Below are 15550 nucleotides of genomic sequence, written 5' to 3' on the forward strand. Positions count from 1 at the left end.
GTCTAAAAGTACCCCGTAGTAGTGACCAACGACACAGCAGCGGACGACATTCCGCACAGGTGCGGAACCCGCGGCGGGACGGGGGCGGACCGCCCCGCCGGCCGGTCGGGAAGGCGGCGGAGCGCGGCCGGGCTCAGTCCTGGTCCTCCAGGTCGCCCTCCAGGGCCAGGTAGGTCTCGCGCAGCTGCTCCAACACCCGGGGATCGGGGTTCTCCCAGAGCTTCCGGTCGGCGGCCTCCAGCAGCCGCTCGGTCATCCCGCGCAGCGCCCACGGGTTCGACTGCTCCAGGAACTCGCGGTTCTCGGGGTCGAACACGTAGCTCTCGGCGAGCTTGGCGTACATCCAGTCGTCGACGACGCCGGCGGTGGCGTCGTAGCCGAACAGGTAGTCGACGGTGGCCGCGAGCTCGAACGCGCCCTTGTAGCCGTGCCGCCGCATCGCCGCGATCCAGCGCGGGTTGACCACGCGGGCGCGGAAGACCCGGCGGGTCTCCTCGCCCAGGGTGCGGGTCTTGACCTGGTCGGGAACCGCGGAGTCGCCGACGTAGGCGGCGGGGTTGGCGCCGGTGAGCCTGCGCACCATGGCGACCATGCCGCCGTGGTACTGGAAGTAGTCGTCGGAGTCGACGATGTCGTGCTCGCGGGTGTCCTGGTTCTTGGCGGCGACCGAGATGCGCCGGAAGGAGGCCTCCATGTCGGACCGGGCTTCGCGGCCGTCGAGCCCGCGGCCGTAGGCGTAGCCGCCCCACACGGCGTAGACCTCGGCGAGGTCGGCGTCGTCGCGCCAGTTGCGGGCGTCGATCAGCGGGAGCAGGCCGGCCCCGTAGGCGCCGGGGCGCGAGCCGAAGATGCGCGTGGTGGCGCGCCGCCAGTCGCCGTGCTCGTCGTGGTCGGCAAGGGCGTGGGCGCGCGGGAAGTTGCGCTCGGCGGGTTCGTCGAGTCCGGCGACCGCTGCGATGGCGTCGTCGACCATCCCGATGACGTGCGGGAACGCGTCGCGGAAGAAGCCGGAGATGCGCAGGGTGACGTCGATGCGGGGCCGGCCCAGCTCCTCCAGCGGCACGATCTCGAAGCCGGTGACCCGGCGCGAGGCGTCGTCCCAGGTGGGCCGCACCCCCAGCAGGGCCAGTACCTCGGCGATGTCGTCGCCCTGGGTGCGCATGGCCGCGGTGCCCCACACGGTCAGGCCCACCGAGCGGGGGTAGTCGCCGGTGTCGTCGAGGTGGCGGCGCACCAGCGAGTCGGCCAGCGCCTGGCCCACGTCCCAGGAGTTGCGGGAGGGCACGGCTTTGGGATCGACGGAGTAGAAGTTGCGGCCGGTGGGCAGTACGTTGACCAGCCCGCGCGTGGGCGAGCCGGAGGGGCCGGCGGGGATGTGGCCACCGTCCAGGGCGTGCAGCACGGCGCCGATCTCGTCGCCGGTGGCCGCCAGGCGCGGCACCACCTCCTCAGCCGCGAAGCGCAGCACGCGCACCGCCTGCCGGGTGGCCTCCCCCTCGGGCACGGCACCGCCGAGGACCCGGGCGAGCGCCGGCTCGGCCTCGGCGGGCGCCCAGCCGCGCTCCTCCATCGCCTCGACCAGGCGGCGGGCCAGCGCGTCGATGAGGTCGAGGGCGTCGGAGGCGGTGCGTGCGGGGCCCTCCACCAGGGCGGTGAGCGCTTCGGGGACGGTGGCGCGCGCGCCGGGCTCGGCCAGCAGCTCCTTCTCGTCGAGGCCGAACGCGCCCGCCAGCGCCGCGCGCAGCCCCGGCAGGGCGCCGGCCCGGCCGGCCCACACCTGCGAGGCGCGCAGGACGGCCAGGACCAGGTTGACGCGGGGCTCGCCCTCGGGTGCGCGGCCCAGGATGTGCAGGCCGTCGCGGATCTGCACGTCCTTGATCTCGCAGAGGTAGCCGTCGACGTGCATGACGAAGTCGTCGAACTCCTCCTCGCCGGGCATCTCGTCGCGGTGCAGGTCGTGGTGGAGCTCGGCGGACTTGATCAGCGTCCAGATCTGGGCGCGCAGCGCCGGGGCCTTGTCCGGGTCGAGGTCGTTGACCATGGCGTACTCGTCGAGCAGCTGCTCGAGCTTGGCGATGTCGCCGTAGGTGTCGGCGCGCGCCATGGGCGGGACCAGGTGGTCGACGACGGTGGCATGGCCGCGCCGCTTGGCCTGGGTGCCCTCGCCGGGGTCGTTGACGATGAAGGGGTAGACGAGCGGGAGGTCGCCCAGCACCGCGTCGGGGGCGTCCTCGGCGGCCAGGCCCAGGCCCTTGCCGGGCAGCCACTCCAGGGTGCCGTGCTTGCCCAGGTGGATGAGTGCGTGGGCGCCGAAGCCCGTGCCGGCCGCGCCGCCGGCGGTTTCGGCGGGGGCCTCCAGCCAGCGGTAGGCGGCCAGGTAGTGGTGGGACGGCGGCAGGTCGGGGTCGTGGTAGATCGCGATCGGGTTCTCGCCGAAGCCGCGGGGCGGCTGGATCATCAGCATCACGTTGCCGAACCGCAGGGAGGCCAGCACGATCTCGGGGCGGCCGCGGGAATCGTCGACGTAGAGGTCGCCGGGGGGCTGCCCCCAGTGCTCGGTGACGTCCTCGCGCAGCCGCGCCGGCAGCGCCTCGAACCAGCGGAGGTAGTCGTCCAGGGGGACGCGGGTGGCGGCCGCGGCGAGCTGCTCCTCGCTGAGCCACTCCACGTCGTGGCCGCCGGCGCTGATCAGCGCGTGGATGAGCGGGTCGCCGTCGTCCTCGCGGCGGTCCTCGCCGGGGCCGGGCACCCGCCACAGCGAGTCGTCGGCGCCCAGGTCGTAGCCGCGTTCGGCGAGTTCGCGGAAGAGCCGCACCGCCGAGGCGGGGGTGTCCAGGCCCACCGCGTTGCCCACGCGGGCGTGCTTGGTGGGGTAGGAGGACAGCACCACGCCCAGGCGGCGCGCAGACGGCGGCACCGAGCGCAGGCGGGCGTGGCGCACCGCGATCCCGGCGATGCGTGCGGCGCGTTCGGGGTCGGCGGCGTAGACGGGGATACCGCTGTCGTCGGCGATCTCCTTGAAGGAGAACGGGACGGTGATCAGGCGGCCGTCGAACTCGGGGATGGCCACCTGCATGCCGGCGTCCATGGGGGTCAACGCGGCGTCGGAGGCATGCCAGCGCTCGCGGCTGGAGGTCAGCACCAGCCCCTGGAGGATGGGCACGTCCAGGGCGGCGAGCGCACCGGCGTCCCAGGCGTCCTCGTCGCCGCCGCCGCTGGCGTCGGCGGCCACCGCGCCGCCCGCGGCGAGCACGGTGGTGATGACGGCGTCGGCGCGGTCCAGGATCTCGAACAGGCCGGGATGGGTCCGGCGGGTGAGGCCGCGCAGCGAGCCGGAGAAGACGGGCAGCGGTGCGCCGCCGGCGTCCTCGATCGCATGGCAGAGCGTGTCGATGAAGGCGGTGTTGCCCGACAGCTCGTGGGCGCGGTAGAAGACGACGGCGACCGTGGGGCGCTCGGCGCCGGGCTCGGCCGGGCCGGGAGCCGCGGCGGGCCGGCCGCCGCCGCGCGGGGCGATCTCGTGCACGCCGTACTCCGGCATGGGCTCGGGCGGCTGAAAGCCCTCGCCGGTCAGCAGCACCGTGTCGGAGAGGAACCGGGCGAGTTCGCGCATGTTGCCGATTCCGCCCTCGCGCAGGTAGGCGTGGGCGTCGGTGGCGACGCCGGAGGGCACGGTGGAGTGCGCGATCATCTCGGCGTCGGGCGCGGCCTCGCCGCCCAGGGCCACCAGGGGGACGCCGGCGGCGCGCAGCCGTTCCAGGCCTGCCGGCCAGGCCTCGCTGCCGCCGAGCAGCCGCACGACGGCGACGTCGACGCCCTCCAGCAGGCCGTCGAGGTCCGCGGGCTCGGTGCGGGCGGGGTTGGCGGTGCGGTAGCCGGATTCGGCGGCCCGGGCCGCCAGCAACTCGGTGTCGGCCGTGGACAGCAGCAGAATGGTAGCCACGCGTGGTCGTCCTTCGTTGGCAGAGCCGGGGTCCTCGCCCCGTGACCGGACATGGGCGCGACGGACGAAGTTCCTGGCTCGGGCGGCGCTCCGGCGGGGCGGAGGCCGGGCCCTGACAGTTGCGGGACAGCCGCGGACTCGCACCGCGTTCCTTCGTGCCGTCGCCGACCATCTTGGCAGACGGATGCCGCGGTCCCCGGCGGTGGCCGGTGCACGGGGTTCCCGGCCGGTCGCGGCCGGACCGTCTCGGTGGTCGGCGGTCCGCAGGCGGCCGCACTCGGGCAAACCGGTTCCGGAGGTGCCCGGCCTTTGAAACAATCGACCACCATGAGCTACCCCCAGCCTCCACCGGATCCGGGCGACCCCTACAACAGGCCGGCCCAAAGCGATCCGTATGCGCAGCCGGATTCGCCCATGGGCGGCTACCCGGCCGATCCCTCCTCCGGCCCGATGGTCCCCTACGGCCAGGACCCCCAGACCGGAGGCTGGCAGGCTCCCTACGCGCCGGTGCCCGAGAACGATGCCGTTCTCACCACGATCGGCGACATCGCCATCACCCGGACCGCGGTCATCACCCCGGCGGGCCGCATCCCGATCAAGGCCAGCACCTGGACGGTGACCGACCTGACGCACACGACGCAGGGCATCGCGACGGTGGGCATCGTGCTGGCGGTCGTCACCGTGGTCCTGTTCATCTCCGCCTGCGGCCTGGGGCTGCTGGGCCTGCTCTTCCTGTTGATGAAGGAGGAGAAGACCACCGGCAACGTGCAGGTAACCGTGCAGGGAAACGGGGTCTTCCACTCCACCATGATCCCGGCGCACAGCCCGCAGACGATCACGCAGGTCACGCAGTCGGTGAACTACGCCCGCTCCCTCGGCGCGATGTGACCCGCCGGGGCGGTCGGGCGCCCGGCCGCCCCGCACCGGCCGCAGTGAGCGGGGCGGAGAACGCCGCGGGCGGCCTCAGTCCTTCGGCCGTTCGTCGATCACCCGGCGGATCTTGCCGACGGAGCGTTCGAGCGCTTCGGGGTCGACGACCTCCACGTCGACGCTCACACCGATCCCGTCCTTGACCCGTGCGGCGATCTCGACCGCGGCGGTGCTGCGGCGATCGGCCGCGGTATCGGCGAGCGCCTCGACCAGGACGGTCAGGTGGTCCAGCCGATCCCTGCGGGTCAGCCGCAGCTGGAAGTGCGGGGCCAGCCCGTCGGTGCCCAGCACCACCTCCTCGATCTGGGTGGGGAACACGTTGACACCGCGCAGGATGATCATGTCGTCGCTGCGGCCCGTGACCTTGTCCATGCGCCGAAACGCCGGGCGCGCGGTGCCGGGGCGCAGCGCGGTGAGGTCACGGGTGCGGTAGCGGATGATCGGCAGCGCCTGCTTGGTCAGCGACGTGAACAGCAGTTCGCCCGTCTCCCCCTCGGGCAGCACGTGGTCGTCGAGCGGGTGGACCACCTCGGGGTAGAAGTGGTCCTCCCAGATGTGCAGGCCGTCCTTGGTCTCGACGCACTCCTGGGACACTCCGGGCCCCATCACCTCGGACAGGCCGTAGATGTCGACCGCGTCGATGTCGGCGCGCTCCTCGATCTCGCGGCGCATCTGCTCGGTCCAGGGCTCCGCGCCGAAGATGCCCGTCTTCAGCGAGGTCGTGCGCGGGTCGATGCCCTGGCGCTCGAACTCGTCGAGCAGGGTGAGCATGTACGACGGCGTCACCATGATGATCTCGGGACCGAAGTCGTCGATGATCTGCACCTGCCGGGCCGTCATGCCGCCGGAAGCCGGGACGACGGTGCAGCCGAGCCTCTCGGCGCCGTAGTGGGCGCCGAGGCCGCCGGTGAACAGGCCGTAGCCGTAGGAGACGTGCACCATGTGTCCGGGGCGGCCGCCGGCCGCGTGGATGGACCTGGCCATCGTCTCCGACCACACGTCGAGGTCCGCCTCGGTGTAGCCGACGACCGTCGGCTTGCCCGTGGTGCCGCTGGAGGCGTGGATGCGCCGCACCTCGCGGCGCGGAACGGCGAACATGCCGAAGGGGTAGCCGTCGCGGAGGTCCTGCTTGGTGGTGAAGGGGAACTTCGCGAGGTCCTCCAACCGCCGGCAGTCGTCGGGGTGCACGCCGGCGTCGTCGAACTTCCGCCGGTAGAGCGGAACGTTCTCGTAGGCGTGGCGCAGTGTCCACTGCAGCCGCCGCAGTTGCCGCGCGCGCAGCTCGTCGACGCTGAGCCGCTCGGCCGGCGAAAGGTCGTCGGCGGCCGGCGCGGTGCCCGGCCGCCGGGCACTCGGCACTCCGCCGTGCGTGATGGTCATGGTGGAGACTCCTCGGTGCTCGGCCTTGCGACGGTGCGGCTGCGGCCGCGGAACTCGGCGACGACGTCGCCGGCGGAGCCGGTGCGGTGCACCGTGACGTCGTAGATGCCGTTGCGGCCGTAACGTGTGCGCTCCTGGGCGGTGGCGACCAGTTCGTCGCCCAGACGGGCACTGGCGACGAACGAGATCTCGGCCCCGGCCGCGACGGTGACGGGACCGTGGCTGTTGCATGCGGCGGCGAAGGCCGTGTCCGCCAGGAGGAAGACGAACCCGCCGTGTGCGATGCCGTGGCCGTTGACCATCCGCTCGGTCACGCGCATCCGGGCCACCGAGCGGCCGTCCCGCGCCGCCGTGACGTCGATGCCCAGCGAGGCCGATGCGGTGTCGGCGTCGAGCATGGCGCGGGCGGCGTCGGTGACCTCCGTGGACGGGTGTGGCACGAGCATCCACCGCCTTACTTACTGACCGGGCGGACGGTAAATAATTGCGGCCAATTCAAAGCCAGTCCGCGAACGGCTGTCAAGGCCCGGCGACCCGCACAGACCGGCGGAGGAGGGCGCGGGCCGCGGTACCGGCGGCCACCGGTACCGGGATCGAAGGCGGCATCCTCTCCTCCCCCTTCCTGGGCGAATGGCGGGTGAGAACATCTTCCGCTGCATGATCGGCGCCGCGGCCGAGAGCGTGGCCGGCACATCCGTGCCCCAGACTCCGGGCTAGCTGCTCCGGGCTACCTGCCGACCGCGCCGGCCGCGGTGGTCATCACCGTCCGGCTGGTCCTGTTCATCGGCACGGCGATGGCGGTGTTCCATCGCCGAGACGTGTGAAGGCGCGAGAGACCCGCCGCGGGGCGGCCGCGGACGGCCCGATGGACGGACGCCCCGCGACCGTACGTTCCGCACCGGCCGGGGTGGACGAACCGGGCACTTTGTGGCTGCGAGCAGGCACCTGCCTCCCTTCGGTCGGCGCCCATCCCGGGCGCGCACACCGCCCCGGCGGTATTCCGGCGCCGGGGCGGTGCCGGGAGGACCGCCCGCACAGCAAGCTAGCCGGTGTGCTCTCCCCCGCCCTCGTCCGATGCGCGACCGCCGTCGTTGCGCGCCGGACACAGGTGTTCGGCCAGCAGTTCACGCAGGTAGTCGGCCACCGGCCGCTCCCCGGCCGCGTCACTGAGCGCGCCGAACTCGGCGTCGCTGAAGCTGACGGACACCGACCGGGTGCCGCCGCGGCGGCGCGGCAGGCCGAGCATCTGCCGGTGGATGCGCTCCAGCGCTTCGGGCGGCAGCGGACCGTATGCGGCCTCCAGCTGCGCCAGCCATTCGCGCAGCTCGTTCCAGCGCGCGTAGCGCCCGGCGAGCACGTACAGGTAGGAGGCCACGTCGCGGTGGCCGGCGGCGCGCTGCAACTCCTCGTGGGTGACGGGATCGAGGGCGAGGCTCACCCGGCGCGCCACCGGAGCCGCAGCGGTCGCAGCGGACTCCCGATCGGGGTAGCCGGAGCAAGGCGTCTCGGGCACGGGCGCCTCCGCGCATTCCGGCGCGGACGGGGCGGGCGTGATCATAGCGGTGTTCACCTGAACCTCCCAGATGGTGGGTGAAAGCGGACTCGGCCGCGCACGGCGCGGCCCGCGGCCGCCTTCGCGATGGGCTCGGGACATTCCGGGCGCCCATGACCCACTGGCCGCTTCGACTCCTCCAAGGTAACCCGCCGACGACCGGCCGCAGCGGTTTTCCACAGCCCGTGCCTACGAGAGCAAACCGGTTGCGCAGACACGCCCGCGCATCGAGCCCCTCACCCCCGGCACGAACGAAGCCGCAACGCCCCCTCAGATGACCAGGTGGCCACCGGCCCGGTCACCCACCCGAAACCCCCGCAGGCGGTATCACCGGCAGGCCCTCGGGAGCCCCCTCCTCCAGCAGACGCAGCAAGGCGCCGGTGTCCATGTGCTGCTCGACCAGATCCCCGAGCGCGTCCAGGCGGGCCGTCCGCTCCGCGGCGAAGTCGGTATCGGGGGCGGGCACGAAGTCACGGCCGGCGCAGCGCGCGACGTCGGCGAGGAACGCGCGTCGGAAGCCGTCGTTCTCCAGCGCCCCGTGCCAGGTGGTCCCCCACACGGCCCCCTGGCGCCAGCCGTCCAGGAACGGCTCGGCGCCTTCTTCCGCACCATGCTCGAGCACGCTGTGGCCGTGGTGGATCTCGTAGCCTTCCACCGGCTGGCCGTAGGCCGAACCCACGGGCCGCCCCAGCGTCTTCTCCGCGGCGAAGACGACGGAGGTGGGCAGCAGTCCCAGCCCGGGAACGGCACCGGCCTTGGACTCGACCTCGTCGCGGATGCGGCGCGCCAGCATCTGGTAACCGCCGCAGATGCCCAGCACGGGGCGGCCGTGGCGGGCACGCTCCAGCACCGCGGCGTCGAGGCCGCGCTCGCGGATCCAGGCCAGGTCGGCGACCGTGGCGCGGCTGCCGGGGAGCACCACCAGGTCGGCGTCGTCCAACTCGTGGGGGGATGCAGCGAAACGCACGTCGACACCGGGTTCCACGGCGAGCGCGTCGATGTCGGTGAAGTTGCTGATCCGAGGAGTGCGCACGACGGCCACGCGCAAGGTCCTGCCCCGCAGCGGGGCGCGGGCGGGTGTGGACTCGGCGCTCAGCGCCAGCGAGTCCTCCACGTCGATCGCCCGGCCCTCCAGCCACGGCAGGACGCCGTAGACCGGGCGGCCGGTGAGGCGGCGCAGCATGTCCAGCCCCGGCTCCAGCAACTCGGGGGCGCCGCGGAACTTGTTCACGACGAACCCGGCGATCAGGGCCTGGTCCGCGGGCTCCAGCAGTGCGAGGGTGCCGTGCAGCGCGGCGAAGACCCCGCCGCGGTCGATGTCGCCGACGACCAGCACCGGCAGGTCGGCCGCGCGCGCCAACCCCATGTTGGCGATGTCGCCCGGACGCAGGTTGATCTCGGCGGGGCTGCCCGCCCCCTCGCAGACCACCGCGTCGTATTCGGCGCGCAGCTCGGCCAGGCTCTCCGCCGCGACCGCGCGCAGCCGGTCCTTGAACCCGCGGTACCCCAGCGCGTCGGTCTCCCCGACGGGACGCCCGCGGACAACGACCTGGCTGCTGCGGTCGCTGCCGGGCTTGAGCAGCACCGGGTTCATCGCCGCCGTCGGCTCGACGCCCGCGGCTGCGGCCTGGGCGGCCTGGGCCCGGCCGATCTCGGCTCCGTCGGCGGTGACCACCGAGTTCAGCGACATGTTCTGCGCCTTGAACGGGGCCACCTTGACGCCTTGGCGGGCGAGCCAGCGGCAGATGCCGGTGACGATGACGCTCTTGCCCGCATCGGAGGTGGTACCGGCCACCAGCAGAGCGGGCGCGCCGGCAGGGCCGCGGCGCATCACGACACCCTCCCCGGCACGGATCCCCATCGCGCGAACGCACCGGCGGCGCGGCGGGAGAAGCTCTCCGGTCGGACCGACCGAGCCGGCCGGAGGCGGCCGCGTGCGGCGAGGGCCCCCGCCAGGGCGGCGGTGACGCCGGCGGCGGCACCGTTGACCGCCCGCGCCAGACGCACCGCCCGCCGGATGTCGGCGGCTTCGGGATGGCGCCCCTCCCCCAGTTCCGGACGGTGTTCGACCCGGGTTCCGTACACGTTCCTCCCTCCCAGGCGCAGCTCCAGCGCGCCGGCGAACGCCGCCTCGCAGTGCCCGGCGTTGGGGCTGGGGTGGCGGCGGCCGAAGCGCCGCCGAATGCGCCGGACCCGCGCCGGAGAGCCGCCAACGACGGGGGCGGCGACCGCCGCAAGTGCCGCGGTCAGCCTGGCCGGCGCCCAGTTCAATGCGTCGTCGAGCCGGGCGGAGGCCCAGCCGAATCGTTCGTATCGGGCATTGCGGTGGCCGACCATCGCGTCCAGGGTGTTGGCGGCGCGGTAGCCGAGGAGTCCGGGCACGCCCAGCAGAGCCCCCCACAGCAGCGGGGCGACGACGGCGTCCGAGGTGTTCTCCGCGACCGACTCGACGGTCGCGCGGGCGATCCCCTTCTCGTCCAGGGCGTCGGGGTCGCGTCCGCAGAGCCCCGGCAGGCGGCGCCGCGCTTCGGCCAGATCGCCCGCCTCCAGAGCGTCGGCGATCAACTCCGCCTCCCGGCCGAGCATCGCCCCGCCTACGACCGCCCATGTCGCCGCGCAGGTCAGCGCGGCGCGCCCCAGACCGGTGGTCCGGGCCTGCAGAAGCCCACCGGCTGCGGCCACCGGACCGACCGCGAGCAGCACGAAGGCTGTGCCCCGCCTGCGCGACGGCCGGTAGAGCACCCGCTCCAGCCGTGCGGCGGCCTGACCGTAGACGGCGACCGGATGACCGCGTCGGGGATCGGCCAGTACGCGGTCCAGCCCCGCGCCGCACAGCATCCCCAGACCGACCGGCCATCCCGAGCGTCGATCGAGCGTCTTCACCCGCTCAACGGTAGTGCGCGGCCGACCAGCGCCTGACGTGTCCCCCGGAACACACCCACGATCGTCACTCTCAGTATCAATTGATCACTTACAGTTACCAAATCTGTGCACAACAGCCCCACCCGGCAGCAGACCGCGGCGACCGGACAACCCGGCCGGCGACAGCAAGCAGCGGAGGGCAGCGTCCATGACGACCGTCACGGCCATCACCCTCCTGCTGATCCAGGGCAGCTGGTGGGTGTTCTAGCCGGCAGCCGAGCACCCCGCAGCACCGAACCGCACTCGGCCCGTCTTGGCGAAACGCCAGCAACGAGCCCCCCACCTGCGGTTAATCACGGGTAACGTGTTCCAAGAGGCCGGTAGAGACCGATTTGGTGGAGCGCGTGTGCTAACGAGACGCAACTACGAATGTCCGTAGTTACTATTGTTTTGCCCGGCGATGGGTGACATCTTCCGAATACCCTAGAATGTCACCGCCCCCACGCACGAGCATCCCACCCCACCCGTCCCGAGCCCACCGCCTCCCCCATCAACGACACGCCATGCCAACACGCAGGTCACAATGTCGTTACAGCCAGGGGATCCCGGCCACAATTGAACCAAGCACCTGTAGCTCAGTGGAAAGAGCATCGGACTTCTAATCCGACGGTCGCAGGTTCGAATCCTGCCAGGTGCGCCGAGTCTTCGCAGGTCAGAGCACTGCGGTGTGCTGCTCCCGGCCCTACTCCCCGCCTGCTGGGACCAGGGTGGGACCATGCTGGGACCAGGCCCACTTCGAGGAACTGGTCGCCGAGCTGATGGCCAAGGCCAAAGCCGAGGGAGGCGCGACCAACAGCTCCGGTTTTGATACGAACCAGCTACAGATCAGCGTCAAGTGAGGCTCGACGGCGTCCAGAGGTGAGGCTGATCTGAGGTCTCTTTCCTCTCTATGGGGCTGGCCTCCTCGGAGGGGGCGTCGACGTGGGCGATAGCGGCATTCGCGGTCGAGGCACGATGTTCCGTGGGGCGCAGATTCAGTGCGCGGGTGAGGGCCGGTGATTGCTCGCCGCGGTCCGTCGCGAGGTCCACAGCGCTGCGCACCCGGTCGGCCAACTGCCAGGCGATCTCGCGGGGGCCGGTTTCGGTGATGCGCCGGATGAGCGCAACGAGGACTGCGCGTTCGGCCGCCAGCCAGGCCACAGCATAACGCTGGTCGTCGAATCGGCGAGAGGCGTGGCGTGTCCGGGGGAGGCGGGCGCTGCCGGTGTCTTCGAAGGCGGTGGCGGCGTCGACCGTGGCGAGGTACCAGTCGCACAGCCGCCGCCAAGCGATCGCCCGCTCAGGATCGGTTGCGGCGTGCTCGGCGGCGTACAGCCGCAGCAGATCGTGGAATCGGAACCGGTCAGTGCCCGTGTGCTGTACGAGTCCGGCAGCGGCGAGCCGATCGAGGAGATGTTCGGCGACGTGGAGGTCGGAGTCGAGCAGAGCCGCGGTCGCCTCGGGGGTGAAGTCGGGGCCGGGGTGTAGGCAGAGGAGGCGGAACAGCCGGGCCGCGGCTGGATCCAGGGCGGTGTAGGAGTGGTCGAAGGCGGTGCGGACGGCAGCTTGTCGGTCGCCGGCGACCGACAGCATGGAGAGCCTATCGTCGCGGGCAAGCTCGTCGGCATACGACGCGAGGGGCCGGTCCGGCCGTGCGATGAGGTTGGCGGCCGAGATCCGCAGTGCGAGGGGCAGGCGGGCGCAGAGTTCAATCAGTCGTCCGGCCGCCTCCGGCTCTTCGGTGACCCGTTCCGCACCCAGCGCACCGGCGAGCAGCGTGTGGGCCTCGTCCCGCGGCAGCACGTCCAGGGACACGGTGTCGGCGGTGTGGCTGGCGGCTAGTCCGCGCAGGTCGGACCGGCTGGTGACGAGCACCGCGACACTGCCGGTTCCGGGTAGCAACGGTCGCACCTGCTCCGCGTCGACCGCGTTGTCCAAGACGAGCAGCACTTTGCGGTCGGCGAGCCTGCTGCGGTACGCGGCAGCGCGGTCCGCCAGAGTGTCGGGGATGACGCTGGGGCTCAGCCCGGAGGCGCGCAATAGTGCAGAGAGGACTTCGGACGGAGAGCGGGGCGGCCGTTCACCGTTGTCTGACAGCGACACGTGCCACTGGCCGTCAGGGAATGCCGGGCGCAGCCGGTGACCGATGTGTATCGCGAGGGCTGTCTTGCCGACTCCGGGAGGGCCAGACACGACGACGGGCACGGCTACCGGGGCGGTCAGTTTCTGCTCCAGACACCGGATCGCTTGGGCTCGGCCGACAAACCCGGGGATGTCGAGAGGTAGTTGGCACTGGACGCTCCAGGGGGGCGCGGAGGCTGTCCGCGCTGGGGTAGCCATAGTTGTCACCGAAGTGGGCGCGGAGCGTGTGTCATCGTCCGGTCCCGGGTCTCCCGCGAGGATCGCCTCGTGTAATCGCTGCAGGTCCCGGGCAGGTTCGATCCCCAGCTCCTCGCCGAGAGTGGCGCGGATGTGCCGATAGTGGGCGAGGGCCTCTGCCTGCTGGCCGCAGTGGTACAGGGCCAGCATGTATTGGGCGGCGATCCGTTCGTCCAGGGGATGGGCCGCACTGCGCTCGGACAGCGCCGGTAGCAGCGCAGCGTGATCGCCCAGTCGTAACCGCCGTTCACAGCAGTCCAATTCGGCGGCGAAGCGCTCCTTGGCGAGCGCCTCGCGCGCCGTGTTGAACCATGGAGTATCGATTCCTGCGAACGGCTCCTCGCGCCACAGTCCCAAGGCCTGCCGGAACAGGTTGACCGCGGTTTCGTCGTCGGCTGCGTTCCAGGCTCGGCCGAGCAGATCGCGGAATCTGTGCACGTCCACGGTGAGCTCGTCTGCGGTGACTGCGTAACCGCCGCGTAGCCGCCGCACCACCGCCGGTGACGTGGGCAGCAGTCTCCGCAGCCGTGAAAGGTAGGTGTAGAGGGTGTCCTTGGCGCGCTGCGGCGGACGGTCGCCCCAGATCCGGAGCACGAGCTGGTCTGCGGAGACGGCGCGGTCGAGGTCCATGAGGAGTGCGGCGAGGACGGTCTGCTGGCGCGCCGGCCCCAGGTCCACGGGACCAGCGCCGGACCGCGCCTCGACTCTGCCTAGAAGTCGAAACTCCATTCCACGCCCTCATAACCTTGCTTCCGGCGGCCAGCCGCCCGTCTGCCAGCGTTCAGTGAGTGGATTTCTCCGGTCGGAACCGCTTCTACCTGATTCTGGATTTTGCCTCACCTCGGGGATCGAGATGAAAAAGACGGCTGCTGTTCTCCGAGAAGGACTGTACCGACGTAAGAACGGCGGGGAGGTGTCCACGATGCCCGGCAGGGAGGCGAGTAATGGCCACGTTGCACTGTCCGTTTATGCTTCCGCAGGAAGGCGCAGGTAGGCCATTAGCTGCGCACGCGAGAACGGCCGGATGCGGCCGGAAGCGCGCGGCGGCGGCACCCTGATCGCCGACGACCGCGTGGTCGGGTGCCTCAGTCAAGTGAAGCATGATGAAAAGGGTCAGTGGAGCCACGCCAACAGCGGATTCAAGGTTTGTGCAGCGTCGGCTCAGGGTTCATTGCGCAGGGTGAGCTACACCAGGCGGTCCGGGAACGACCGGAACGGCCGCCGTGGCACGCGGTAACGAACTCACGTAAGGAGACATTATGCGCATCGACCTTGGAGAAACCCTGAGTGCTCCGCCGGGGCGGCGGACGCTGCTGCAGAGGTTCGCCGCGATCACGGCCGCCGCGGGGCTCTTAATAGGGGCTGCGGCGGGGACGGCTGCAGCCGACGTGAGCTGGGTGACCATCAAGCAGGGAGCCGATTGGGCTAAGTTCGACGCCAACGGCTACGTCACCATCTGCGATGAGGAGGCAGACGGTCACGGGGTTTACATTTACCTCAAATGGGAAACAGGTGAGGATCGTTCCTACACCGACCCGGGCGGCGCCGACGGTGTCTGCGCTGGCACGGACGCCACCGGTGACGTGCCAGGTGTCGAGTACATCAAGGTGTGCGAGCGCATCAACAACTGGCCCGACAAGTGCAGCCACAGGTCATACATCACCTGGGGGGACTAGGTAGTGCTTCACTGACCTGTATCCTGGAATGCTGCTGTGCTAGGTCCGATGGAAGCATGGCACTCGCCAGTCCAGTCGGCGTCCCGTTGAATACCTGGTACAGGCGTGAACCAGCGCCAGTTTCCGAGGAATCTTCCCGCGGTGTGAGGAATGCCTAAGCAGAGTGAGCGCTTGTCGGTGACGTCCGATACCTCAGGCCGGACACCAGGTTCGCCCGCGAGCTGTCCTTAGGGACAGCCCTCTTCGGAGGGCGAGGGAACTTCTTGAACGACCGGGAACGGGTCGGGCGGTAGGAGTCGGGCGGCCCCACAGGACAATCCTTGCGCATCCAGCCGGTGTCTCCACCGGCTGGATGCAAGCCGGTTCATGGGGCGGCGAACCCGCTTGAACCGACGGCATCGAGGCGGCCGATCAGGGCGGCAAGGTAATACCGAAAGCGGCGCCGTGGGTTCCGGCCGACCAGCCCAGATCGTCCTCGGCGAGTGCGGTGGCCGACTCCAGCGTCCCCGGAGACAAGGTGAGGACCGTGACGGTGCCGGAGGCGTTTCCCGGGGCGCCGACCAGGGGCTTGACCCGGCCGTCTCCGTCGGTGTCCAGCGCACCCACGGTCCAGCCGAAGTGGTCGGAGGCGGCGACCACCCCCGGGATGCCCTCGGTGTCCTGGTGCAGCCAAAACGCGTCGGTGGGCGAGATGCCGCCGGCGGCGTTGCCGAACAGCACATTGGCTGCCCCGGCGCGCGATTCCGAGCCGATCGCTTCGCTGCGCATACCGACGATCAGGTCGTCCAC

Annotated in this window: 11 protein-coding genes, 1 tRNA gene and 1 riboswitch; of the genes, 4 read left to right on the plus strand and 8 right to left on the minus strand. The window is 71.2% G+C overall.

Annotated elements, in window-relative coordinates; genetic code table 11:
- Positions 1-133 precede the first annotated feature (133 nt).
- Positions 134-3943, minus strand: a complete 3810-nt coding sequence (cobN, locus tag FZ103_RS18640) for a cobaltochelatase subunit CobN (RefSeq protein WP_186356500.1) — start codon at positions 3941-3943, stop codon at positions 134-136.
- A 67-nt stretch (positions 3944-4010) separates the two neighbouring features.
- Positions 4011-4097: riboswitch (cobalamin riboswitch) on the minus strand.
- Positions 4098-4270: 173 nt separating this feature from the next.
- Between cobN and FZ103_RS18645 the strand changes: the two genes are divergently transcribed.
- Positions 4271-4831 (plus strand): hypothetical protein, encoded by a 561-nt coding sequence (locus FZ103_RS18645; RefSeq protein WP_156002844.1) that lies wholly within the window; start codon positions 4271-4273, stop codon positions 4829-4831.
- A gap of 75 nt (positions 4832-4906) precedes the next feature.
- Here the strand turns inward: FZ103_RS18645 and paaK are convergent, their stop codons facing one another.
- The 5 genes from paaK to FZ103_RS18670 all read right to left on the minus strand — a co-directional run bounded on the left by paaK (position 4907) and on the right by FZ103_RS18670 (position 10643).
- Positions 4907-6253 (minus strand): phenylacetate--CoA ligase PaaK, encoded by a 1347-nt coding sequence (gene paaK / locus FZ103_RS18650; RefSeq protein WP_156002845.1) that lies wholly within the window; start codon positions 6251-6253, stop codon positions 4907-4909.
- Positions 6250-6699: a hydroxyphenylacetyl-CoA thioesterase PaaI gene (gene paaI, locus FZ103_RS18655; RefSeq protein WP_394350120.1), complete on the minus strand. Its 450-nt coding sequence runs from the start codon at positions 6697-6699 to the stop codon at positions 6250-6252. Before paaI ends, paaK begins: the two co-directional genes overlap by 4 nt.
- Positions 6700-7295: 596 nt before the next feature.
- On the minus strand, positions 7296-7766 hold the full coding sequence (locus FZ103_RS18660) for a hypothetical protein (protein ID WP_156002846.1): 471 nt from the start codon (positions 7764-7766) through the stop codon (positions 7296-7298).
- Positions 7767-8103: 337 nt separating this feature from the next.
- Entirely contained in the window at positions 8104-9636 is a 1533-nt protein-coding gene (locus tag FZ103_RS18665; RefSeq protein ID WP_156002847.1) for a cobyric acid synthase, read from the minus strand.
- On the minus strand, positions 9636-10643 hold the full coding sequence (locus tag FZ103_RS18670; protein WP_156003009.1) for a cobalamin biosynthesis protein: 1008 nt from the start codon (positions 10641-10643) through the stop codon (positions 9636-9638). The genes FZ103_RS18665 and FZ103_RS18670 overlap by 1 nt, the downstream gene beginning before the upstream one ends.
- 648 nt (positions 10644-11291) lie before the next feature.
- On the opposite strand from FZ103_RS18670, the gene FZ103_RS18675 reads away from it, so the two are divergent.
- Together FZ103_RS18675 and FZ103_RS25640 are read left to right on the plus strand one after the other, a co-directional pair.
- Positions 11292-11364 (plus strand) — tRNA-Arg (locus tag FZ103_RS18675).
- Positions 11365-11434: 70 nt separating this feature from the next.
- The gene (locus tag FZ103_RS25640; RefSeq protein ID WP_255430098.1) at positions 11435-11566 is read left to right on the plus strand and encodes a hypothetical protein; all 132 of its coding nucleotides are present in this window, start codon (positions 11435-11437) and stop codon (positions 11564-11566) included.
- Here FZ103_RS25640 and FZ103_RS18680 read toward each other — a convergent pair.
- Entirely contained in the window at positions 11559-13763 is a 2205-nt protein-coding gene (locus FZ103_RS18680) for an AfsR/SARP family transcriptional regulator (protein ID WP_222936782.1), read from the minus strand. The genes FZ103_RS25640 and FZ103_RS18680 overlap by 8 nt on opposite strands.
- A 581-nt stretch (positions 13764-14344) precedes the next feature.
- Here FZ103_RS18680 and FZ103_RS18685 point away from each other — a divergent pair.
- The gene (locus FZ103_RS18685; RefSeq protein ID WP_156002849.1) at positions 14345-14761 is read left to right on the plus strand and encodes a hypothetical protein; all 417 of its coding nucleotides are present in this window, start codon (positions 14345-14347) and stop codon (positions 14759-14761) included.
- Positions 14762-15172: 411 nt separating this feature from the next.
- Here the strand turns inward: FZ103_RS18685 and FZ103_RS25645 are convergent, their stop codons facing one another.
- Positions 15173-15550, minus strand: coding sequence for a hypothetical protein (locus tag FZ103_RS25645; RefSeq protein WP_255430153.1), 378 nt, complete (start codon positions 15548-15550; stop codon positions 15173-15175).

The sequence above is a fragment of the Streptomonospora sp. PA3 genome (assembly GCF_009728995.1).
Lineage (GTDB): Bacteria > Actinomycetota > Actinomycetes > Streptosporangiales > Streptosporangiaceae > Streptomonospora.